At 66.3% G+C, this 22,791-nt stretch carries 21 protein-coding genes; 5 read left to right on the forward strand and 16 right to left on the reverse strand.

Translation table 11 applies throughout. The features are described 5' to 3' along the window. Nucleotide 1: 1 nt before the first annotated feature. Together gatA and gatC are read right to left on the reverse strand one after the other, a co-directional pair. Entirely contained in the window at nt 2-1,474 is a 1,473-nt protein-coding gene (gene gatA, locus AYK61_RS06320) for an Asp-tRNA(Asn)/Glu-tRNA(Gln) amidotransferase subunit GatA (protein WP_121870201.1), read from the reverse strand. Next, nucleotides 1,471-1,770, reverse strand: coding sequence for an Asp-tRNA(Asn)/Glu-tRNA(Gln) amidotransferase subunit GatC (gene gatC, locus AYK61_RS06325; RefSeq protein WP_068045762.1), 300 nt, complete (start codon nt 1,768-1,770; stop codon nt 1,471-1,473). Before gatC ends, gatA begins: the two co-directional genes overlap by 4 nt. Before the next feature lie 341 nt (nt 1,771-2,111). Between gatC and AYK61_RS06330 the strand changes: the two genes are divergently transcribed. Then, nucleotides 2,112-2,762, forward strand: a complete 651-nt coding sequence (locus AYK61_RS06330) for an amino acid-binding protein (RefSeq protein ID WP_068045765.1) — start codon at nt 2,112-2,114, stop codon at nt 2,760-2,762. Between the two features lie 15 nt (nt 2,763-2,777). Here AYK61_RS06330 and ligA read toward each other — a convergent pair whose 3' ends face one another. The 10 genes from ligA to AYK61_RS06380 form a co-directional block, all read right to left on the reverse strand. Then, nucleotides 2,778-4,928 carry an NAD-dependent DNA ligase LigA gene (ligA, locus tag AYK61_RS06335; RefSeq protein WP_183130185.1) on the reverse strand — a complete coding sequence of 717 codons (2,151 nt, stop codon included), beginning with the start codon at nt 4,926-4,928 and terminating at the stop codon, nt 2,778-2,780. A 55-nt stretch (nt 4,929-4,983) separates the two neighbouring features. Then, nucleotides 4,984-5,166 (reverse strand): hypothetical protein, encoded by a 183-nt coding sequence (locus tag AYK61_RS06340; RefSeq protein ID WP_121870203.1) that lies wholly within the window; start codon nt 5,164-5,166, stop codon nt 4,984-4,986. Between the two features lie 65 nt (nt 5,167-5,231). Further along, the gene (locus AYK61_RS06345; RefSeq protein WP_121870204.1) at nt 5,232-6,419 is read right to left on the reverse strand and encodes a diguanylate cyclase; all 1,188 of its coding nucleotides are present in this window, start codon (nt 6,417-6,419) and stop codon (nt 5,232-5,234) included. Nucleotides 6,420-6,552: 133 nt separating this feature from the next. Next, on the reverse strand, nt 6,553-7,572 hold the full coding sequence (locus AYK61_RS06350; RefSeq protein WP_121870205.1) for a methionine synthase: 1,020 nt from the start codon (nt 7,570-7,572) through the stop codon (nt 6,553-6,555). Continuing rightward, nucleotides 7,569-8,657, reverse strand: coding sequence for a tRNA 2-thiouridine(34) synthase MnmA (gene mnmA, locus AYK61_RS06355; RefSeq protein ID WP_121870206.1), 1,089 nt, complete (start codon nt 8,655-8,657; stop codon nt 7,569-7,571). Before mnmA ends, AYK61_RS06350 begins: the two co-directional genes overlap by 4 nt. Continuing rightward, nucleotides 8,657-9,895, reverse strand: a complete 1,239-nt coding sequence (locus AYK61_RS06360) for a cysteine desulfurase family protein (protein WP_121870207.1) — start codon at nt 9,893-9,895, stop codon at nt 8,657-8,659. The genes mnmA and AYK61_RS06360 overlap by 1 nt, the downstream gene beginning before the upstream one ends. An 82-nt stretch (nt 9,896-9,977) precedes the next feature. Further along, on the reverse strand, nt 9,978-10,868 hold the full coding sequence (locus tag AYK61_RS06365) for a 1-acyl-sn-glycerol-3-phosphate acyltransferase (RefSeq protein WP_259467951.1): 891 nt from the start codon (nt 10,866-10,868) through the stop codon (nt 9,978-9,980). Continuing rightward, the gene (locus AYK61_RS06370) at nt 10,865-11,683 is read right to left on the reverse strand and encodes a GNAT family N-acetyltransferase (RefSeq protein ID WP_121870208.1); all 819 of its coding nucleotides are present in this window, start codon (nt 11,681-11,683) and stop codon (nt 10,865-10,867) included. Before AYK61_RS06370 ends, AYK61_RS06365 begins: the two co-directional genes overlap by 4 nt. Nucleotides 11,684-11,829: 146 nt before the next feature. Further along, a complete protein-coding gene (locus tag AYK61_RS06375) occupies nt 11,830-12,786 on the reverse strand; it encodes an electron transfer flavoprotein subunit alpha/FixB family protein (RefSeq protein ID WP_121870209.1) in 957 nt (318 codons plus the stop codon). Between the two features lie 42 nt (nt 12,787-12,828). Then, nucleotides 12,829-13,629, reverse strand: a complete 801-nt coding sequence (locus tag AYK61_RS06380; RefSeq protein ID WP_121870210.1) for an electron transfer flavoprotein subunit beta/FixA family protein — start codon at nt 13,627-13,629, stop codon at nt 12,829-12,831. A 155-nt stretch (nt 13,630-13,784) separates the two neighbouring features. Here AYK61_RS06380 and AYK61_RS06385 point away from each other — a divergent pair, with 155 nt between their 5' ends. From AYK61_RS06385 to AYK61_RS06395, 3 genes are read left to right on the forward strand one after another with little or no spacing between them, the layout of a single operon-like run. Next, nucleotides 13,785-14,624: a bifunctional 2-polyprenyl-6-hydroxyphenol methylase/3-demethylubiquinol 3-O-methyltransferase UbiG gene (locus tag AYK61_RS06385; RefSeq protein ID WP_121870211.1), complete on the forward strand. Its 840-nt coding sequence runs from the start codon at nt 13,785-13,787 to the stop codon at nt 14,622-14,624. A gap of 23 nt (nt 14,625-14,647) precedes the next feature. After that, the gene (locus AYK61_RS06390) at nt 14,648-16,180 is read left to right on the forward strand and encodes a glycoside hydrolase family 57 protein (protein WP_121872498.1); all 1,533 of its coding nucleotides are present in this window, start codon (nt 14,648-14,650) and stop codon (nt 16,178-16,180) included. Continuing rightward, on the forward strand, nt 16,177-17,424 hold the full coding sequence (locus AYK61_RS06395) for a glycosyltransferase family 4 protein (protein ID WP_121870212.1): 1,248 nt from the start codon (nt 16,177-16,179) through the stop codon (nt 17,422-17,424). The genes AYK61_RS06390 and AYK61_RS06395 overlap by 4 nt, the downstream gene beginning before the upstream one ends. An 11-nt stretch (nt 17,425-17,435) precedes the next feature. Here the strand turns inward: AYK61_RS06395 and AYK61_RS06400 are convergent, their stop codons facing one another. After that, nucleotides 17,436-18,197 carry an acyltransferase gene (locus tag AYK61_RS06400; RefSeq protein WP_121870213.1) on the reverse strand — a complete coding sequence of 254 codons (762 nt, stop codon included), beginning with the start codon at nt 18,195-18,197 and terminating at the stop codon, nt 17,436-17,438. Nucleotides 18,198-18,346: 149 nt separating this feature from the next. Here AYK61_RS06400 and AYK61_RS06405 point away from each other — a divergent pair, with 149 nt between their 5' ends. Then, entirely contained in the window at nt 18,347-19,669 is a 1,323-nt protein-coding gene (locus AYK61_RS06405; RefSeq protein ID WP_121870214.1) for a PQQ-binding-like beta-propeller repeat protein, read from the forward strand. Here the strand turns inward: AYK61_RS06405 and AYK61_RS06410 are convergent. The 3 genes from AYK61_RS06410 to AYK61_RS06420 form a co-directional block, all read right to left on the reverse strand. Beyond that, complete coding sequence (locus AYK61_RS06410; protein WP_121870215.1) at nt 19,657-20,829, reverse strand: THUMP-like domain-containing protein; 1,173 nt, start codon at nt 20,827-20,829, stop codon at nt 19,657-19,659. The two genes, AYK61_RS06405 and AYK61_RS06410, sit on opposite strands and share 13 nt — an antisense overlap. A 39-nt stretch (nt 20,830-20,868) precedes the next feature. Next, complete coding sequence (locus AYK61_RS06415) at nt 20,869-21,879, reverse strand: class I SAM-dependent methyltransferase (RefSeq protein WP_121872499.1); 1,011 nt, start codon at nt 21,877-21,879, stop codon at nt 20,869-20,871. Nucleotides 21,880-21,986: 107 nt separating this feature from the next. Continuing rightward, on the reverse strand, nt 21,987-22,766 hold the full coding sequence (locus AYK61_RS06420) for an enoyl-CoA hydratase/isomerase family protein (protein ID WP_121870216.1): 780 nt from the start codon (nt 22,764-22,766) through the stop codon (nt 21,987-21,989). Nucleotides 22,767-22,791: the final 25 nt, after the last annotated feature.

Here is a 22,791-nt window from a genome sequence, read left to right on the forward strand (position 1 = left end):
ACTACCTCAGGTCGCCGCGAGCGGCCTCGTATGCGGCACCGACGCGGTAGAGCCGCTCGTCCGCGAACGCCGGAGCCATGATCTGCAGACCCACGGGCAGTCCGTCCTCGGAGGCAAGACCCGACGGTACCGACATCGCGCAATGACCGGCGAGGTTCGTCGGCAGCGTGCACAGGTCGTTGAGGTACATCGCCATCGGATCGTCGACCTTGTCCCCCAGCGGGAATGCCGTCGTCGGGGTCGTCGGCGATACCAGCACGTCGACCTTCTCGTAAGCGGCATCGAAGTCACGGGCGATCAACGTGCGCACTTTCAGGGCAGAGCCGTAGTAGGCGTCGTAGTAGCCCGCGGAGAGGGCGTACGTCCCGATCATGATGCGACGCTTGACTTCCGGTCCGAACCCCTGCGCGCGTGTGGTGGCCATGACCTGCTCGGCGCTGTGCTTGCCGTCGTCACCCGCCCGCAGTCCGTACCGCATGCCGTCGAACCGAGCCAGGTTGGACGACACCTCCGACGGGAGAATCAGGTAATAGGCGGCCAACGCGTGCACGAAGTTGGGGCACGACACCTCGACCACTTCGGCACCGAGTTCGGTCAGTGTCGCCACCGCGGCATCGAAGGACGAGATCACACCGGGCTGGTACTTGTCCGAGTGCAATTCCTTGACGACACCGACGCGCACGCCCGACAGGTCACCGCGAGCACCCTCTCGTGCCGCTGCGACCACCGGTCGAACTGCCGTCTCGACCGACGTGGAGTCCCGCGCGTCGTAGCCGGCGATGACCTCGTGCAGCAACGCGGTATCGAGCACGGTCCGACCGCACGGGCCGCCTTGATCGAGCGAGGAAGCGCAGGCGATCAGTCCGTAGCGCGAGACGCTGCCGTAGGTCGGCTTGGTACCCACGGTGCCGGTCAACGCCGCCGGCTGACGGATCGATCCACCGGTGTCGGTACCGATGGCCAGCGGGGCCTGGTACGACGCGAGCGCTGCAGCACTGCCGCCGCCCGAGCCGCCGGGGATGCGGGTGGTGTCCCAGGGGTTCTTGGTCGGTCCGTAGGCCGAGTTCTCGGTGGACGAACCCATCGCGAACTCGTCCATGTTGGTCTTGCCCAGCACCGGAATGCCCGCGGCCCGCAGCTTGGTGGTCAACGTCGCGTCGTACGGCGACATCCACCCGTCGAGAATCTTCGATCCGGCCGTCGTCGGCATGTCGGTCGTGGTGAACACGTCCTTGAGGGCCAGCGGCACGCCGGCCAGAGCCGAGGCAGGTGCGCGTCCCGCGGACAATCCCGCATCGACATCGGTGGCCGCTGCGAGTGCCTCGGCTGCTGCCACATGCAGAAATGCGTGCAGGTCTACGTCCACCTCGGAGATCCGGTCGAGATGCGCCTGGGTCACCTCGACGGCGCTGACCTCACGCGCGTGGATGCGGGTGGCGAGCTCGGACGCGTCGAGCTTCGTCAGATCGGTCATTCGCTCTCTCCCAGAATCTGCGGCACCGCGAAACGGCCCTCCTCGGCGTTCGGTGCACCGGACAGCGATTGCTCCGGCGTCAGGCCGGGAACGATCACGTCGGGACGCGTCACATTCACGATGTCACTGGGGTTGGCCGTCGGCGGCACGTCGTCCGTCGCCACCTCCGCCACTGCCTTGACGTGATGAAGAATCGAGTCCAACTGGCCGGCGAACTCGTCGAGTTCGGCGTCGCTAAGAGCCAAGCGCGACAGCCGGGCGAGGTGAGCGACCTCGTCGCGGGAGATGTCTGGCACCGCGTAGACCCCTTTCAGACGGTAGGAGCGGAGCCTGCAGAAGCGGCCCCGTATTCGTGCAGAGCGAACCTCACGGGTTCGCGAACGCGGTCCAGCCTAGTGCGTAGTGTTACGCGGGCTTTCGCGCACTCCCAATGGACACAGCGGGTGTCGGAATTGTCACGGCCCGCGTTGCGCGACGTACCGGACAGGTCGAAGATGCAAGGATTGCTCGCGCCGGGGTGCACAGTGTTTCCAGGAGTGGAGCCTACGGAACGACCCCGGAGCGACATGCCAACTGCCAGCAACGACCGATGACGCTGGGGTGGTCGAGTACGCCAGAAGTCGAAAGGGAGCGTGACATGTCCTACCTGCTCCGCGTCCAACTGCCGGACCGACCGGGCAGCCTCGGATCGTTGGCCGTCGCGCTCGGTTCGGTCGGGGCGGACATCCTCTCCCTCGACGTCATCGAACGTGGCGACGGTTACGCAGTCGACGACCTGGTGGTCGACGTTGCTCCGGGTTCGCTTCCCGACACGCTGATCACCGCTGCCGAGAACCTCACCGATGTTCGGGTCGATTCCATCCGCCCGTACACCGGCGTCCTCGACACGCACCGCGAATTGGAACTGATCGATCGGGTCGCCGCGGCGTCCGACGATCGACTTCAGGTGCTCGTCGACGGAGCCCCCCGTGTCCTTCGAGTGGGGTGGAGCACCGTCGTCGCCACCAACGCGCACGGCCCGTTCCGTCTGGTGGGCAGCTCGGGGGCTCCCGAGACGCACGCCGCCGAGCTGCCGTGGTTCCCGCTGAACGCCCCCGCCGCTCTGGATTCCGACGCCGAGTGGGTGCCCCAGGTATGGCGCGACATGGACACCAAGATCGCCGCTGCTCCCCTCGGCACCACCGGCACCGTGCTGATGCTGGGCAGGCCCGGGGGCCCGGAGTTCAGGCCCTCGGAGGTTGCCCGACTCGGTTATCTCGCCGGCATCGTCGCGACGGTACTGAACTGACCCGTCCCGGCCCGATCATTCCGTCGATCCCGATTCTGCTTCGGTCGGAGCCACCGCATCGGGCCCCTCGGTCAGCAGCAGGGTGAATCCCGCTTCGTCGAGCACCGGCACGCCGAGCTCGATTGCCTTGTCGTGCTTGGACCCCGGAGCTTCGCCGACGACCACGAACGCCGTCTTCTTGGACACCGAACCTGCAGCCTTGCCGCCTCGCAGCAGGATCGCTTCTTTGGCCTCGTCGCGTGAGTACGACGTCAGCGACCCGGTGACCACGATCGACAGCCCCTCGAGATTGCGCTCGATCGAGGCATCACGCTCGTCTTCCATCCGCACGCCCGCGGCCCGCCACTTGTCGACGATGGCGCGGTGCCAGTCGACCTCGAACCACTCGGAGACTGCGGCCGCGATGGTGCCGCCCACCCCATCGACCGCCGAGAGTTCCTCGACCGACGCCGCTCGGATCCGCTCGAGGCTGCCGAACTCCCCTGCCAACGCGCGGGCAGCCGACGGCCCCACGTGCCGAATCGACAGACTGACCAGCACCCGCCACAGCGGCTGGTTCCGTGCGGTGGCCAGGTTGTCGAGCAACTTTCGACCGGTGGCAGACAACGCCCCGGACTTGGTGCGAAAGATCGCCGTCTTCATCAGGTCGTCCTCGGTGAGCGAGAACAGATCACCTTCGTCCTCGATGGCCCCGGTGGCCAACAGGTCGGATGCGGCCTCGTAGCCGAGGCCCTCGATGTCGAATCGCTGCCTCTCTGCCACGAAGAACACCCGCTCGCGACGTTGTGCCGGGCAGAACTGCGAGTTGGGGCAGCGCAGGTCGGCGTCACCCTCCTTGGCCGGGGCGAGAGGCGTCGAGCACTCCGGGCACTCGGTGGGCATGACGAACTCGGTCTCGTCTCCGGTCCTGGCGTCGACGACGGGCCCGAGAACCTCCGGAATGACCTCTCCCGCTTTGCGAATGGTCACGGTGTCACCGATCAGAACGCCCTTGCGCTTGACCTCCGAGCCGTTGTGCAGCGTCGCCAGCGACACCGTGGAGCCGGCCACGAGAACCGGCGTCATGTACGCGAACGGCGTGACTCTGCCGGTCCGGCCCACGCTGACGCGGATGTCGAGCAGCGTCGTGGTTACTTCCTCGGGTGGGTACTTGTACGCGATGGCCCACCGCGGCGCGCGAGACGTCGTTCCCAGTCGACGATGCAGCGACATGTCGTCGATCTTGACGACCAGACCGTCGATCTCGTGTTCGACGTCGTGTCGGTGCTGGTCCCAGTAGACGACTTTCTCGATGACGGCGTCGACGCCCTGCACACGGGTCGTGTGGCTGGAAATGGGCAGACCCCAGGCGCGCAGCGCCTCGTAGGCGTGCCACTGCGACTCGGGGGTGAAACCCACCATGCGACCGAAGCCGTGGCAGATCATTCCCAGACGCCGCTTGGAGGTGACCGCCGGATTCTTCTGTCGCAGCGACCCCGCCGCCGAATTCCGCGGATTCGCGAACGGGGGCTTGCCCTCCGCCACGAGTGAGGCGTTGAGCGCCTGGAAGTCCTCCAACCGGAAGAAGACCTCGCCGCGCACTTCCAACAACTCCGGCACGGGGTACTGCTCGCTACCCGTCAGAGTGTCCGGGATGTCGTCGATCGTGCGTGCGTTGAGCGTCACGTCCTCACCGGTACGTCCGTCACCTCGGGTGGCACCGCGCACGAGGGTGCCGTTCTCGTACACCAGATTCAGTGCAACGCCGTCGATCTTGACCTCGCAGAGGTATTCCAGATCCGGCCCTGCTTCGGTCTCGACCCGTTTGGCCCAGGCCCGAAGCTCGTCGTGGTCGAACACGTTGTCCAGGCTCAACATTCGTTCCAGGTGGTCCACGGCGGTGAATTCCGTCGCGAAACCGCCCCCGACGAGTTGTGTCGGTGAATCCGCCGTGCGCAGATCCGGGTGCACCTCCTCCAGCTCGTTCAGCTCACGCAGCAGTGCATCGAACTCGGCGTCGGACACCAGCGGCGCGTCGCGCACGTAGTAGCGGAACTGATGAGCGCGCACTTCCTCGGCCAGCTTCTGCCATCGCTCGCGATCGGCGGACGACGCGGCATCGAGTTCGACACCGACGGTCCCTGCGGTCTCGTCGTTTCCTGCTGGCGGTTCGGTCGATTCGGGCACGTGTCGAAGATTATCCGAACCCACCGACACGGAAGCACCCGCTGCAGCGCAGCAACTACCGCCCCATCAGACCCAGCAACAGCGTGGCAGCGATGATCGCCACCGCACAGATACCGGCGGTCAACGCGAAGCCGGTCACGAAGGAGTCGGCGTAGATGCCGCCGAGCACGGAGGCCATCACCGACAACAGCACTCCGGCAGGTAGTCCACGTCGCTGGGCATCCGATAGCCGATACATCGCACGATCATCGCAGAGGTCGCACCCGAGCGCGCCGGCGCATCGAGCGACGTCGGTTCGAGGGCTCAGATCTCGTCGATGACCAAACGGTTTCCACCGGACTGCTTGGACCGGTACATCGCCGCGTCCGCCGTTCGAGCTGCTCTGCCGACCACGGACTTGCCCACGTCCCACAGAGCCGAGTCCTCGCGCAACAACGCCATTCCCACGCTGACGGTGACGGGGATGTCGTCGCGGTCGTCACAGAGCACGCGGACGACGTCGAAGCCGAGATCGACCATCCCCCGCGCATCACCGACCATGGCGACGAGAAACTCCTCGCCACCGGTTCGGGCGAGCACTCCGCCCTGATGCCGGACCAAGCGGCGTAGCCGGTCGGCGACCCGGACGATCACGTCGTCTCCGCGACTGTGCCCGAATCGATCGTTGACGGCCTTGAACTTGTCGATGTCGACAACCAGGAAGGCCATGGACATGCCCCCCTTGCTGGCCTGGTGCCACAGGTCGAGCAGTTCGCTGTCGATGCCGCGCCGGTTGTACACCCCGGTCAGAGGATCGAGAACCGACCGCTTGGCGTCGTTGGACAGCGTCGTCCACGCCACCTGGGCGAACACGGGTACTCCCACCGTGGCGAGAAGGAGAACCACGGTGGCCGTTGCGACCGAAGGCCCGTCGATGTATCCGACCTCGCCGTTCATCACTGCCACGAACACGCGAATGCCGAACCCGATGATGAACGTCGCGGTCCACACCAGGTGCGCGACGAGCAATCGAGGGCTGAGAAAGTACGTGCAGAACGCCCCGGTGACGGCGAAGAGCACGGTCCCGATCAACGAGGCAACGGGCGCGTAGAGAAGCAGAATCGACGTGGTCAAAATGTCACCGAAGGCGAGGAATCCCACGAAGAACTTCTTGCCGGGAATCGGGCCGAACACGCACCGTGCGGCGACCAGCACCTGAGTCACCAGTACGACGAAGACCCACCCGATTGCCAGGGAGCCGCGCGGACCGAGGTCGCTGAACAGCATCAGGATCGAGGTGACGGCGTACATCAAGGTGGCGGTACCGAACACGGCACGGATGATCCCGGTCAGCGGACGGGTCGATCTGTGATTGAGGATCCACTCGAAATCGTGCGGCGCTCGATACCAGTCGGAGGTGGCCGCGGCCAATTTCGCTACGAGACCTCGACGGTGCCTGCCGGAACGCCGGAGGGAGGCAACCTCGTCGAAGTCGCGACCACCTGATGCCATTTTCCGAACTCCCACGTATCCAACAGACCCCCAACGGCCATGTGAATAGTGTCACACCTGTTCGGCGTCCTAATGGTGGTGGTCTCGATCGGCCCGGAGTCCGCGGGGTTTCACTCCGACCGGCTGTGCGATCTCACAACGAATCGGGTGAATCTGCGAACGCGGATGCCACGTCGTGGGCGAGTCCTGTTGCGCGACGGGCCCACTCCGGTGTGCTGCCGGCCAATCCACATGCAGGCGTCACCGAGATCCGGGAGGCGAGAACCGATCTGTCGAAACCGAGTCGATCGATCAACGTGACACCCGGCTCGGCCAGTTCGCGCCAATGGGGTGGCCGCACGGGGGTTTCGGACGGAATCAACCCGAGCATCAGCGTCTTGCCGGATTGCAGCAACTCGCCGACTCCGTCGAAGTCGCTGCGGCGCAGCGCAGTCGCGTCGGCGGCGACCGCAACGGCACGCGAACGGCGAAGTAGATCGAACGGAACGTCGCCGGCGCAACAATGCACCGCAACGGGAAGGTCGATCGTCTCGATCAGCGAATCCAGCAGGTCGAGAGCGTCCGGTTCCGGGACTGCCCGCACCGAATCGAGCCCGGTGATGCCCGTCAGGCTGCCGGCGAGAACGGCTGCGAGACTGGGTTCGTCGAGCTGAACGAGAACCTCGACTCCGAGCCGACGCGTCAACTCCGCGCAATGCAGGCGCAGTCCCTCACCGAGGGATTCGGCGAAATGCCGCAGCGCCCCGCGATCGGTCAGGGCCCGATGCCCGTGCCGAAGTTCGACCTGGGCTGCCATCGTGAACGGACCGGCGGCCTGGACCTTGATGGTGCGGCCGCTGCCGCGAAGCCCGGACACCTCCCACAGTTCCTCGAGCACGTCGAGGTCCTCGGCCAGGAAGTCGGTCGCCCGGCGGCCGGCGAGCATCGGACGCGGCACGACGCGATAGCCGGAGGTGCGCACGTCGAGTTCGACGTCGACCATGATGGCTCCGGTGCGTCCGATCATGTCCGCACCCAGGCCGCGCGCCGGAAGTTCGACGATGTGTGGAAGCTCGGTGAACTCCCCGACGACGACCGCCGCAGCCTCACGAATGTCGGTGCCCGGCCACGAACCGATGCCGGTCGCCAGTCCAGCGAAGACGCCCGGGGTCACTCGCGCTCGGATCGAGTGCCTGAGATCGTCGAGCTGCCGATCACGATGTCTCCGTGAATGTCCTTGCGGTACAGCACCGCAGCCTGCCCCTTGGCCACACCGGTCAGTGGAGCCCGCAGCTGGATCTCCATACCGTCACCTGCTGCCTCGGCGACGGCCTCGGTCAGTCCGCCGTGCGCGCGGACCTGCACGACGCACTCGATGGGGCCGGTAGGAGCGGTACCTTCGGTCCATACCGCGCGGTCTCCGCTGATCGCCCAGACGTCGAGTTTCTGCGCCGAGCCGACCATGACCGTGCCACTGTCGGGTTCGATCGACGTCACATAGCGGGGCCGGCCGTCCGCGGCCGGTCCTTCCACGCCGAGGCCCTTGCGTTGCCCGATGGTGAACCCGTGCACGCCTTCGTGATCGGCCAGTTCGGCTCCGGTCTCGGAGTCGACGACCTTGCCCGGGCGCACGCCGATCCGCGCGCCGAGGAATGCGCGAGTGTCGCCCGAGGGGATGAAGCAGATGTCGTGACTGTCCGGCTTGTCGGCAACAGCCAACCCACGCTCGGCGGCCTCCTCACGAATCTCGGACTTCGGGGTGTCCCCGATGGGGAACATCGCACGCGAGAGCTGCGCCTGGTTCAGCACGGCCAACACGTACGACTGGTCCTTGTCCGCGTCCACGGCACGTCGCAGCACTCCGTCGTGCAGTTGCGCGTAGTGCCCGGTCGCCACGGCATCGAAGCCCAGTGCGAGAGCGCGGTCCGCCAGAGCGGAGAACTTGATCTTCTCGTTGCAGCGCAGGCACGGATTCGGGGTCTCACCGGCGGCGTAGGACGCGACGAAATCGTCGATGACGTCCTCTTTGAAACGATCGGCGAAATCCCATACGTAGAACGGGATTCCGAGTACGTCGGCAGCTCGACGAGCGTCACCCGCGTCCTCCTTGGAGCAGCAACCACGCGAGCCGGTGCGCAGAGCGCCGGGAGCGGTCGACAGAGCCAGGTGCACGCCGACGACGTCGTGGCCCTCGTCCACGGCACGGGCCGCGGCAACGGCCGAGTCGACTCCCCCGCTCATAGCAGCCAGAACACGCATCAGCGATTTCCTCCTCGAGCTCCGACGCCGGCAAGTCCGGCGGCACGAGCGCGTTCGACGACCTGCGGCAGAGCCGCAAGCACAGTGGTGACGTCCGATTCGGACGAGCCGGTTCCCAGCGAGAACCGCAGTGATCCGCGGGCGACGGCCGGATCGCACCCGAGCGCAATCAGTACATGACTGGCGCTGGCCACACCCGCAGTGCACGCCGAGCCCGTCGAGCATTCTATCCCGGCCGCGTCGAGGAGCATCAACAGCGAATCACCCTCGCACCCGGGAAAGGTGAAGTGCACGTTCCCGGCCAGCCGGTCGTCGCCTTCCGGACCGTTGAGGATGGCGTCGGGAACGGCATCTCTGATTCCGACGATCAACCGATCGCGCAGTGCTCTCAGTTCTGCGCGGTGCCGCGCCGAGTTCTCGACGGTCGACCGCAATGCAGCCGCCATCGCGACGACGCCTGCAGTGTCCGGGGTGCCGGATCGAACGTCTCGCTCGTGTCCCCCGCCGTGGAACAGCGGAACACACGGGACCTGGCGGCCGAGCAACAGCGCTCCGACGCCCTGCGGTCCACCGAACTTGTGTGCGGCGATGCTGAGCGCGGACAGACCGCTCGCGGAGAATCCGACGGGCAGATGCGGCACCGCCTGGACCGCGTCGCTGTGCATCGGGACCCCGTATTCGGCGGCCACGGCTGCCAGCTCGGCGATCGGCATGACGGTGCCGATCTCGTTGTTGGCCCACATCACGGTGACCAGCGCAGTCTCGTCGGCATGCAGGGCCAGCTCGGCGCGCAGCGTATCCGGGGTGACCCGCCCCTCGGTGTCGACCGGGAGCCAGGTGACACTCGCACCTTCGTGTGCGACGAGCCACTCGACTGCGTCGAGCACCGCGTGATGCTCCACCGAGCTGGCGATGATCCTGGTCAGTGCGGCATCGGAGTCTCGACGGGCCGCGAAGATGCCCTTGACGGCGAGGTTGTCACTCTCGGTGCCGCCGGAGGTGAAGATCACCTCGGACGGGCGCGCGCCCAGGTCCGCGGCGATCGACTCGCGAGATTCCTCCACTCGACGCCGAGCGGACCGACCTGAGGTGTGCAGCGAGGACGCGTTGCCCACCGTGGCGAACACAGAGGTCATCGCCTCGATCGCGCTCGGCAGCATCGGGGTCGTCGCTGCGTGATCGAGGTACACCGGTGGCCGCGGCGGGACGGGAGCAGTCGTACTGCGCACAGAAGGCATAACAGGCTAGACGATACCCGCTGCCGTGACCGCGGACCTACCTGCGCGAGGTGGGTCCGCGGTCACGGTGATCGATGCTCGGTCAGGCCGCCGCAACCGTCGGCGGCATCGGGCTGCGTTCGGCCTCGGCCATCACCTCGTGCACGGTGGGGTCGTAGACGTCATCGCGTCGAATCGCGACCTCGCATCGTCGAGCGAGGTCGCGGCGATCGCCGCCGGGTGCCTCCGGGGCCGTGAACTCCACCTCGGCACGCAGTCCGCGCAGTCGGAAGATCCGGCCGATGGACGCGCCGATCGTTTCGTCCCCCACGAAGCACGTGGCGGTGGTCTGCTCGCCGGTCCGGTCGAGGTAGCGCAGCCGAATCGGCTGCACCCAGGTCTCGGAATCGATCGCGGCCTGAAGCAGCGCAGGCCGTAGCGAGCCGTAGGCGCGACCACACCAGGTGGTGGCCTCGGGGAAGACGACGACCGATCCGCCGGCGCGAACACGATCGGCCACCTGATCGACGACGCCGGGGAGCTGATGCAGTCGAGCTCGATCGATCGGAAGTACCTTCATGGCCCGCGCGAGGCGACCGAGCACCGGCCAGTCGATCAGGTCGGCACGCGCGACGAAGGTCGACGGCTGTACCGCGGTGAGCACCACGACGTCGGTCCAGGAGATGTGACCGGCGACGTGCAGTGCACCTGCGGCGGTACGGGAGCGTTCCCGCTCCGAGCGAGCGTCGAGCACGGTCAGGTCGATCCCGATGGCGAACAGCAGAGTGCGAGCACCGATCCGCGTCAGCGACCGGCGAACCCGCGGGAACGGAACCCCGAGGACGACCAACACCGGCAGCAACCCGAACGCCGCCAACGCCAGTACGATTCGGAGCGCGAGGACGATTCGTCCCACTGTCGGTGGGTTCTTCGGCAGACAGCCGTCACTGCACGGCGACGACGGCATCCACGCGTGCACGATCGGTCGTGTCACCGGACACCCGACTCGAACGTCGTTGCTGCCGAACGCAAGCGGTCGAGATAGCGAGTGTTGGTCTCGTGCAGCCCGAGCAACGCGACGAAATCGGCGACACCGAATTCGGGATCATGAGCCGGCTCACCGCAGATGGAGGCACCGAGCCGGAGGTAGCCGTTCATCAACGGCGGCATCGACGTTCGCTTCGCGGGTTCGATGTCGATCAGATCCACCCCGTCGACGACGACCGGAGAGTACGGCCGGACCCGACGGTCGAGCGGCGTAGCGTGCTTGCCCAACAAGCGGTCTCGAACACTGCGTACGTTGGCCCCGATGGGGTCCCCTGATGCCGACTGCATGGGCACCGACACGCAGCCCATCACCCACTCGTATCCCGTCACATCGAGGTAGTGCAGGATTCCGGCCCACATCAGCCCGAGCACGGACCCGGAGCGATGATCGGGATGAACTGCAGCCCTTCCCATTTCGACGATGTTCATGCCGACGGGATCGAGCGCGGAGATATCGAATTCGGTTGCCGTGTAATACCCGCCGGCGGACACGGCGGCCTGCGGCGGCAACATGCGGTAGCAGCCGACGAACGTGTCGGTCCACTGGTCACGAACGAGCAGGTGATCACAGAATTCGTCGAACCGATCGGCGTCGAGGCCGTCGGTGTCGGTGGGAATGGAAAACCCCGGCTCGGAAGCGAACACCTCGTAGCGCAGACGCTGCGCCGCGAGTCGGTGCTCCGGGTCGGTGGACAACACCAGCGAGTAGCGGTCGGTGGCCGGGACGATCGATGCAGTCGAGCTCATGACGGAAGTGGTCATGAGGTGTGTCTAACGAGCGGGGAAGGCTACCGGGCATCGTCAGGGAAACGTGTCGGAAGAGTTTGCGTGAACAAGGTTGCGCTACTGGACACGACAGGCCCCCACCGCGCGGGCGGTGAGGGCCTGTGTGGGAACAGCGATCGAAGCTATCCCTTGTGCTTCTTGACTGCTTCGGTCAGCTGCGGTGCGACGTTGAAGAGGTCACCGACGATGCCGTAATCGGCGATCTCGAAGATGGGTGCTTCCTCGTCCTTGTTGACCGCGACGATCGTCTTCGAGGTCTGCATGCCTGCACGGTGCTGGATGGCTCCGGAGATACCCAGGGCAACGTACAGCTGCGGGGAGACGGTCTTGCCCGTCTGACCCACCTGGAACTGGCCGGGGTAGTAGCCGGAGTCGACAGCGGCGCGCGAGGCACCGACTGCGGCACCGAGCGAGTCGGCGAGCTCCTCGACGACGGAGAACTTGTCGGCACTGCCGACACCACGTCCGCCGGAGACGACGACCGATGCCTCGGTGAGCTCCGGACGGTCGCCGCCGACGATCGGGTCACGCGAGGTGACCTTGACGGCCCCTTCTTCCTGCGCGGGGACCTCGACGGTTTCGCGGGTGCCCGCTCCTGCCTTCGGCTCGGCCTCTACTGCACCGGGGCGCAGCGAGATGACCGGAACGTCGCCGTTGGCCTTGGCCTCGACGGTGAACGCGCCACCGAAGATGGAGTAGACGGCACTGCCGTCGCCGTTCAGTGCGACGACGTCGTTGTGGTAGCCCGAGCCGAGGCGTGCTGCGAGTCGACCCGCAACTTCCTTGCCCTCGATCGTGGCCGCGGTGATGATCGCTGCCGGCGAGACCGACTCCGCGAGTGCCGACAGCACGTCGACCTTCGGGGTGACGAGGAATCCGTCGACTGCATCGGATTCGGCGGCGTAGATCTTCTCGGCACCGGCTTCGGTCAGCGCGTCGGCGACCTTGTCGGTGGTGCCGACCGGGCCGGTGACGACCGCGGACGGCTCACCCAGCGCACGAGCGGCGGTGATCAGCTCGTGGCTGACCTTCTTCAGTGTTCCCTCGACGTGCTCCACGAGCACGAGTACTTCTGCCATGACTTGCTCCTCGTTTGTCTTCGATTGCTCGGTGGGGCGGGATCAGATGATCTTCTGGCCGACGAGGTAGGTGGCGATCTTGTCGCCGCCGTCGCCCTCGTCGGTGAGCCGCTCGCCTGCAGTCTTGGGAGGCTTGGGGGTGGACGACGTGACGGTCGTTCCCGCGTTGTCGACGCCGACGATGCCGTCCTCGACACCGATGTCGGCGAGCGTGATGGTCTGCACCGTCTTCTTCTTGGCGGCCATGATGCCCTTGAACGACGGGAAGCGCGGTTCGTTGATCTTCTCGGTGACGCTCACGATGGCGGGAAGCGCGGCTTCGAGGCCGAAGATGCCTTCGTCGGTCTCCCGCTCGCCGGTGACCTTGCCGTCGGCGACGGTGAGCTTGCGCATCTGAGTCAGGGCCGGGATCTGCAGGTACTCGGCGATGATCGCAGGAACGGCACCGGTGCGACCGTCGGTGGCCTCGTTGCCTGCGATGATGAGATCGGCCGGCTCGTCGTTCTCGAATGCGACGTTGCCGAGCGCTGCGGCCAGCGCGTATCCGGTCTGGATCGCGTCGGAGCCGTGCAGGGTCGGATCGTTGAGGTGCACTGCGCTGTCTGCACCCATCGACAAGGCCTTGCGGATGGCATCGGTGGCGCGATCGGGGCCTGCGGACAGAACCTTGACCTCACCGCCCTGGGCTTCCTTGATGAGCAGCGCTTCTTCGACGGCCCGCTCGTTGATCTCGTCGAGGACGGCGTCGGCGGCCTCGCGATCGAGGGTGTAGTCACCGTCGGTGAGCTTGCGCTCGGACCACGTGTCTGGAACCTGCTTGATCAAAACAACGATGTTCGTCATGGGTCTGCGTCGACCTCCTGGTCATGTTCTGCTGATCGTGAGTGTTCTAACGGTTCGTGCAGTTCTACGGTCTGGGACGAGGTTACCTCACCGTAGTTACTGGTGGGTAACTTACCTCCTTGCCTGTCCGACCATACATCTGCACCCCGACTGTTATGGAGACCACGTTGGCTTACCTCTCCTGCGCCTCCACTAACCTTTCGTCGGTGAACGATTCATCGGCTCAGGCACCGGCACCGGAACCACTCCCCCTCACCGGGGAGCGCACCGTGCCCGGGATCGCCGAGGAGAACTACTGGTTCCGCCGACACGAGGTGGTCTACCGCGCACTCGTCGAGCGCTGCCGCGACCGAACGGTGCTCGAAGCGGGATCGGGAGAAGGCTACGGAGCCAACATGATTGCCGGTGTCGCGACGAATGTTCTCGGTCTCGACTACGACGCGTCGGCCGCCGCACACGTGCATGCCCGCTACCCCAGGGTGACGATGCTGCGTGGCAACCTCGACCGCCTTCCCGTCGCCGATTCCTCGATCGACGTGGTCGTCAATTTCCAGGTGATCGAGCACCTCTGGGATCAAGGTGCGTTCCTCGCCGAAGTGCACCGGGTGCTCGCGCCCGGGGGCATTCTGTTGATCAGCACTCCCAACCGCATCACCTTCTCGCCAGGCCGCGACACCCCGCTCAACCCGTTCCACACTCGCGAACTCGACGCGGCCGAACTCACCGAGCTTCTCGTGGACGCACGGCTCGAGGTCGACGAACTCACCGGAGTCCGGCACGGACGCACGCTGGCCGCACTCGACGCCAAGCACGGCGGTTCGTTCATCGACGCGCAGATCGAACGAGCCCTGGCCGGGGAACCCTGGCCTGCCGAACTCACCGAGGACGTCGCGGCCATCTCGATCGAGGACTTCGACATCGCGGCCGACCGCATAGACGACAGCCTCGACCTGGTCGCCGTCGCCCGCAAGAGCTCGAGCACGGTGATCGGGTGACATCCGGTGCCACCGTGCCGGGCATGTTCTCTCTCGTTCTGCACTCCCACCTGCCGTGGTTGGCCAATCACGGACGCTGGCCGGTAGGCGAGGAATGGCTGTATCAGTCCTGGGCCGACTGCTATCTGCCGCTCACCGCGGCACTCGAGCAGCTGGCCGACGACGGCCACAGCAACGTGCTGTCGCTGGGGATCACCCCGGTGCTGGCTGCTCAACTCGACGATCCGCACTGTCTGTCCGGAATGCACCACTGGCTCGCGAACTGGCAGCTCAGAGCCCACGAGGCAACGGACCGCGACCTGTCCGTTCGTGAACACCGAGGTTCTGCCGCTGCGCTCGATCGATTCGAGTCCCGGTGGCGGCACGGCGGGTCGGCGGTACTCCGGCCGCTGGTCGAAACCGGAACCGTCGAACTGCTGGGTGGACCGTTGGCGCACCCGTTCCAGCCGCTGCTCGATCCCCGACTACGCGAATTCTCGCTCCGAGAAGGTCTGCTCGACGCCCGCGCCCGGTGGGGCACCACACCCCGAGGCATCTGGGCACCCGAATGCGGATTCACCCCCGGCATGGAAACCGACTACGCCGCGGCCGGCGTCTCGCACTTCATGGTCGACGGGCCCGCGATGCGCGGAGACACCTCCCTCGGCAGGCCGGTGTGGGACTCCGATGTCGTCGCATTCGGACGCGATCTGCCGGTCAGCTACCGCGTCTGGTCACCGAAGTCCGGCTATCCCGGCCACGGTTCCTATCGGGATTTCCACACCTACGATCACGCCACCGGTCTCAAACCGGCCCGGGTCACCGGCCGTTCGGTCGCGTCGAACGACAAGGCTCCCTACGATCCCGAGCGGGCCGCGGCGACGGTGGACCGTCACGTCGCCGACTTCGTCGATGTGGTCCGCAGGCGATTGGTCTCCGAATCCGAGCGGATCGGTCGCGACGCGCTGGTGGTGGCGGCATTCGACACCGAGTTGTTCGGACACTGGTGGCACGAGGGCCCACAGTGGCTCGGCAAGCTCATGCGCGCGCTTCCGGCGGCCGGCATCACCGTCGGCACGCTCAGCGACGCCCGCGAGCAGGGTTACGTCGGAGCGCCACTGGAACTGCAGGATTCGTCGTGGGGATCGGGCAAGGACTGGCGGGTGTGGGCGGGCGACGACGTCGCCGACCTGGTCGCGCTCAATTCCGAGGTATCTCGGACCGCACTCGACGCCGTCGACACCGCCCGAGATGTACAGCGTCGCGCCGGCGGGCCCGAACTTCGCAATCGGGTCAACGATCAGATACTGCGTGAGACACTGATGGCCGTGGCCAGCGACTGGGCATTCATGGTCAGCAAGGATTCCGCCGCAGGTTACGCACGGGAGCGGGCGCACGTCCATGCACATGCGCTGCGTGAGATCGCGGCCGCGGCCGCAGGTGGGTCACCTGTCCGGGCGAACGAACTGGCTCGGCAATGGAACCGCGCGGACGGACTGTTTCCTGCGTTGGATGCGCGCCGGCTGCCCGGTGCACACGGTGACGGCGAGCGAGAAGGTGCAGGGGGGCGTCGATGAAGATTCTGATGGTGTCGTGGGAGTACCCACCCGTGGTGGTCGGCGGGCTCGGTCGGCACGTGCATCACCTGGCCACCGAACTGGTCCGATGCGGGCACGAGGTCGTCGTTCTGTCGCGTCGACCCACCGGAACCGACGCCGCCACCCACCCGACGTCTCACCACATCGAGGACGGGGTGCTCGTCGTCGCCGTCGCCGAAGACCCGGCTCACTTCGTCTTCGGGGAGGACATGCTCGCGTGGACCCTCGCGATGGGACACGCGATGGTCCGTGCCGGCGTCGCGCTCGGTAAGCCGGGTCTGGGCGACGGCTGGCAACCCGACGTCGTTCATGCGCACGACTGGCTCGTTGCGCACCCGGCGATCGCCCTCGCCGAGTTCTACGACGTACCGCTCGCCTCGACCATCCACGCCACCGAGGCCGGACGCCACAGCGGCTGGATCTCCGGTCCCGTCAACCGCCAGGTGCACTCCGTCGAGTGGTGGCTCGCCAACGATTCCGATGCGGTGATCACCTGCTCGGCATCGATGAAGGACGAGGTCACCACCCTGTTCGGAGTATCGGAGTCGGCGGTGAAGGTGATTCGCAACGGAATCGACCGATCCACCTGGCACTTTCGGCGACGAGAGCCTCGATCGGAGCCGGCCAAGTTGCTTTACGTCGGCCGGCTCGAGTACGAGAAGGGCATCCAGGATGCCATCGCAGCTCTGCCCCGCATCCGACGAAGCCACCCGGGTACCACCCTGCACATCGCCGGCGAAGGAACACAGTTCGCCTGGTTGGCAGGGCTGGCGCGCACGCACCGGGTGGCCCGCGCAGTGTCGTTCCTGGGCAATCTCGACCACACCGAACTACTCGGCTGGCTGCACGGGGCCGACGCCATCGTCCTGCCCAGTCGATACGAACCTTTCGGCATCATCGCGCTCGAGGCAGCGGCTGCGGGCACCCCGCTGGTCGCGTCCACCGCAGGCGGGCTGGGTGACGCCATCGTCGACGGCGTGACCGGGTTGTCCTTCGAGCCCGGCGACGTCGGTGGGTTGGCCGCCGCCGTGCGGCGTGTTCTCGACAACGCGGACGCCGCGCAGGAACGGGCCGTGGCCGCCCGCGAGCGCCTCACCGTGGATTTCGACTGGAAACACGTCGCCGAATCGACTGCGCAGGTCTATCTGGAAGCCAAACGCAAAGTTCGGCATCCGCTGGCGCGCCCGCACATCGTCGAGCGCGCGCTTCCCGGCCGTACCTGAGAACAGTAGGGTCAGTCCTCCCGCGCCGCCTCGGCCTGTCCGAGAGCCTTCTTGCGGGCGATGTCCTCCAGCGCAGCAATGTATTTCGCGCGCTCGCCGGCACCGGCCTCCCAGGCGACCTTGCGATTGCGGACGACCTTGGCCGGGGCACCGACCGCGATGCTGTAGTCCGGGATCTCACCCTTGACCACGGCGTGGGCCCCGAGCACGCAGCCCCGGCCGATGCGGGTCTCGCGCAGGATCGTCACCTTGGCCGCGATCCACGTGTCCGGACCGATTCTCACGGGTCCCTTCACGATTCCCTGATCCTTGATCGGCATGTTCACATCGTCCATCCGATGATCGAAGTCGCAGATGTAGCACCAGTCGGCCACCAGCGTCGACGCGCCGATCTCGATGTCGAGGTAGGTGTTGACGACGTTGTCCTTGCCGAACACCACCTTGTCGCCGATCCGCAGCGAACCTTCGTGGCAGCGAATGGCATTGCCGTCGCCGATGTGTACCCAGCGTCCGATCTCGAGGCGCGAGAGCTCGGGAGTGGAATGAATCTCGACGTTCTTGCCGAGAAACACCATGCCCTTGAGGATCACGTGCGGATTGGCCAGCTTGAACTTCGCGAGGCGGTAGTAGCGGACCAGGTACCACGGCGTGTACGCCTTGTTGGCGAGAACCCAGTCGAGGGACGCGCGCGTGAGGAACCGCGCCTGTTCGGTGTCGCGTCGTCTCGACCCGCGCCAGCGTGTCCGCAGCGGCGCGTTCCACATACTCGTCATGGACGTTCACCCTAGTTTCTCGTTCGCCCGCTCTCTGCCGCCACCCTTGCGCGGGCTAGGGTTGCCTGTCGACTGTTGCTCGTCGGCAGAACGAACACAGACGCCCCGGCACCATGTCGGGCACGGACTCGAGTCATGGGGAGCGATCGATGCGCGGCGTCAGGGCCAAGGGCAGGACCGGCAGAAGGGTCACTGCGCTCGCAGCAGCGCTGGCGCTGGTGACCGTGAGCGGTTGTGGCACCGACAGGCCGGCCATAGAACCCCTCTCTCCCGATTCATGGCCTGCAGCGCACGCGAACTCCCACAACAGCGGCGCCACCGCAGTGTCGGTGTCGACTCCTCTGTCCTTGGACTGGACGCGCCCCACCGGCGGCACGGTGACCTCCCCGGTGTCCATCGGGTCGACCGGTCAGATGTTCGTCACTGCCGCCACCGAATCCGGCTGCAACCTCTTCTCGTTCGAGATCGACTCCGCACGCAAACGCTGGTGCAATCGCGTCGGGCCCTCCGTCGTCACTGCAACGCCGACCGTCGATTCGGCGATCAACGTCTACATCGGCGACGACGGCGGCCTGAACTCGTACAACGACCACGGCCAACTGCGGTGGCGCACACCGGTGTACGGAGTGCCCAAGTCCGCGCAGTTCCTCGGGGACGGCAGCGTGCTCTCGATCACCCAGATGGGGCAGGTCAGCGTTCTGGATTCGCAGAACGGGCAACTTCGAGTACCGATTCTGGATCTGGTTCCGACGCCGAATTTCTTCACCGACCCGAATACCGACTTCCTGCCGGTCGACACCGGACTCGCCCAGTGCAGCTCGGGCGGATCCGAATGCCCCGTGCCCGCGGCGCCCGCGGTCGACAGTGCGACCGGAACGATCTACTTGACGCTGTGGCGTCCCGGTTCGATTGCGCCGCAGCTCGTTTCCCTGCAGTACAACCGAGACGGTTCTCCCGGTCTCGTCGAACGTTGGTCCTCGGACCTGCTGCCCGCCGGTGTCGCGTCGAGTCCGGTGCTGTCCGAGGACGGGTCGACGGTCTACCTGGCCGATGTCGACGGCAGGCTGACCGCGTTCGACACCGCCGACGGGCGACAGAAGTGGACCGAGGGCACCGGGCTCGGAATCGGTGCCAGTCCCTCGATTTCCTCGGACGGCACGATCGTGCCGACGGGCGGCGACGGCACCCTCGTCGGCCTGCGCGACAACGGTGATTCGGCCGAGCGAGTCTGGGTCCGCGACGACCTCGAACAGGCAGGCAGCGCAGCCCAATCCGCAGACGGACGCGGCCATACCGTCGTTCGTGAGGACGACGGACTGGCGCTGCTCACGTTCGACGCAGCGACCGGTGAGACGGTGGATGTACAGCCGGTTCCCGACGTCGTCGGCACCACCGTCGGCACGTCGATCGGCCCGGACGGTCAGGTCGTCACCGCAAGCTACCTCGGCGAGATCTTCACCTACACGGGCTGACCGATAGATCCTGGAGCGCAGACGAACGCCACCGCGGACCGGTCGACTCGGGCGATCACCACCGACAGTGCCACGGATCCGCGAAGTTTGAGCCTGGGCCGCAGTATCGCCGGATCCACGTCGACTCCGCGGACGAGAATTTCCACCGAACCGCAGTCCATCCGATTCAGTTGTTGCCGAAGCACTTTCTCGGAGAACTTGGACTGCTCCAGAATCCGAAAGCCGCGCACCCCGGCAGGGACCGTGTCGCCGGTCAGATACGCGATTCTCGGATCGAGTTGCCACAGACCGAATCTGGCACCGTAATGCCGAACCAGACCGGCCCTGACCACCGCCCCGTCTGGATCGACGATATAGCGCCCCGGCGGCCGAACCGGAATGTCGTCGGATTCTGCATCGGTGAATTCCATAACGCTGCCGTCGGATCGAAGAACAGCCGCCCGACGCCGAACACCGTTCTCGCTCAAACCTTCCGACCAGAGGCACGCTTCTCGCACTCCCCCGTCGAGCGAGACCACCTCGATCTCGCCGGCCCAGTCGACAGCGTCGAAATCCAGACCGGGCGCACACTTGACAACCAGGTCTCGGCCTCGATAGACGTCTAACAGGTCCGGTAGGGGTGGTTGCAGCGCCGCCGGGTCGTGGCGTCGCCGCCCACCCGCTCGGCGGCCGGGGTCGGCGACCACGACGGTCTCCCGCGTCGTCGGGGTCAGCGCGTCTGCGCGCAGCACGGTGGCGTCCGGCACGTTGTGTGCGGCCATGCGAAGCCGAATCGGGTCGAGATCGCTACCCACCGCCAACTCCGCCGTCCCGATCAGAACGGACAGTTCACTGCCGATCGAACACGTGACATCGTGCACGCGTCGTCCGGCGAGTCGAGCGGCCCGCCTGCGCGCGACGAGCGTCGGCGTGGCCTGCTGCACCGCCTCGTCGGTGACCCACCATCGGTCGGAGTCGAGCAGCTTCACCCGCGCTTTGCGGCGGACGGCGACGGTTTCGATCAGTGCACCCGCGTGGGCGGGAAAACGCTCCCGCATCGAGGAGATATCTCGCACCGTCGTTCTCGCACTGAGCTCGAGCCCGTCCGCGGCGTCGAGCGCCTCGATGCCGACCTCGCTGTGCAGGAAATCGAGGTCGGCACCGGTGAAGTCATACCCCACGGCAGGCCCCGAAATCGAGACCTACGGCGTCACTGCCTGTCAATCGCGAGGTGCAGGCTTGATGCCGGTGATCATCACGTTGTAGAACAGCCCGCGCGGTACCACGTGCTGCAGCACGTTCTCGTCGACCCAGCTCAGTGTCTTCCAACCGCCGAAAGCGAACTTGGCCCAGTTCCACCCCAGCTTGCCCGCGGGTACTGCGGCCTCGAATGTACGCACCGGCCAGCCGAGCAGAGCGGCGGCGAACTCCTCGGTGTTCGCCTGCACGGACTCCGCACCGGCCGAGAGCGCGATGTGCTCGAGATCGGTCGGATCGAACGTGTGCAGGTCGACGACGGCTTCGAGTGCCGCTGCTCGCGAGGACTCGTCGAGCTCTTCCTGTGGCTTGCGCCAGCTCGCCAGGAACGGGAGCTTGGTTGCGCGGGTGGTCGCCTCCCAGGTGATGCGTCCGAGCCAGCGTGCGTAGAAGTTGCCGACCGTGGTGGGTTCGCCCGCGAAAACGAAGCGACCGCCCGGCTTGAGCACCCGCAGCACCTCGCGCAGCGACTGTTCGACGTCGGGGATGTGGTGGAGGACGGCGTGCCCGACGACGAGATCGAACGTGTTGTCCTCGTACGGAATCGTCTCTGCGTCGGCGACGCGGCCGTCGACGTCCAGCCCGAGGTGCTCGGCGTTGCGCAGTGCGACCTTGACCATGCCTGGCGAGAGGTCGGTGACCGAGCCCTTGTCTGCGATGCCGGCCTGCATCAGGTTGAGCAGGAAGAACCCGGTACCGCAGCCCAGTTCGAGCGCGCGGCCGTACGGCAGTGCGGAGTGCGCCGACGCGTCACCGGAGACCGCCTGATCGAACCTGCCGCGTGCGTAGTCGATGCAGCGCTCGTCGTAGGAGATCGACCACTTGTCGTCGTAGGTCTCGGCTTCCCAGTCGTGATATAGCACCTGCGCCAGTTTGGTGTCCGACCGTGCAGCCTCGACCTGCTCGGCGGTGGCGTGCGGATTCGGGGCTGGATCGACCTGGCGGTCTTCGGCCTCGGACGAGGCCGAAGGCATCGCGTTCGAGATCGATCGATTGACACCGTCGTGGGGGCTTGCAGTCATCAGGCGAGCCTACTATCCGGTAGCTGTGGAACAACTTTTCTCTGTGAACGGCTGCCGAATCACCGTCCGGTGAAGGTCGCCTTGCCCGGGCCGTCGGCCACGAACGACGTCATCCCGATGGTGCGATCCTCGGTGGCGAACAGGGCCGCAAACTGCTGAGCCTCGATCCGCAGACCGGTGGTGAGATCGACGTCGAGCCCCTGGTCGATCGACGCTTTCGCCGCTGCGAGCGCTCGCGATGCACCCGTGGTGAACTGCATCGCCCAGGCGCGGGCGGCGTTGTACACCTCGTCCGGTGCCACCACCTCGTCCACCAATCCGATGCGCAATGCTTCCTCGGCGCCGACGAAGCGGCCGGTGAAGACCATGTCCTTCGCACGGCTGGGGCCGATCAGCCGAGCCAGCCGCTGCGTTCCGCCGCCGCCGGGGATGACACCGAGCAGCACCTCGGGGACACCGAACTTCGCGTTGTCGCCGGCGATCCGACGGTCCGCGCCCAGTGCGACCTCGAGCCCACCACCGAGTGCGTATCCGGTCACGGCCGCAACCACGGGCTTGGGAATGGTGCTGAGTGAGCCGAGGGCGGACTGCAGATCTCCGGCGATCTCGGCCATCTCGGCCGCGGACAACGCCACCATCTCCTTGATGTCGGCACCGGCGGCGAAGACCTTCTCGCCGCCGTAGACGATGACGGCCTTGACGTCGGCATTGATCGTGGCCTCGCGGGCGGCTGCTCGGATTTCCTCCTGCATCTGCCGATCGAGTGCATTCATCGGCGGACGATCCAGCCGGATGGTGCCGATACCGTCGGATACTTCGAGATTCACGAACTCAGCCATGGGCCGAAAGGCTACCGGGCCGAGG

The organism is Rhodococcus sp. SBT000017 (genome assembly GCF_003688915.1).
Taxonomy (GTDB): Bacteria; Actinomycetota; Actinomycetes; order Mycobacteriales; family Mycobacteriaceae; genus Rhodococcoides.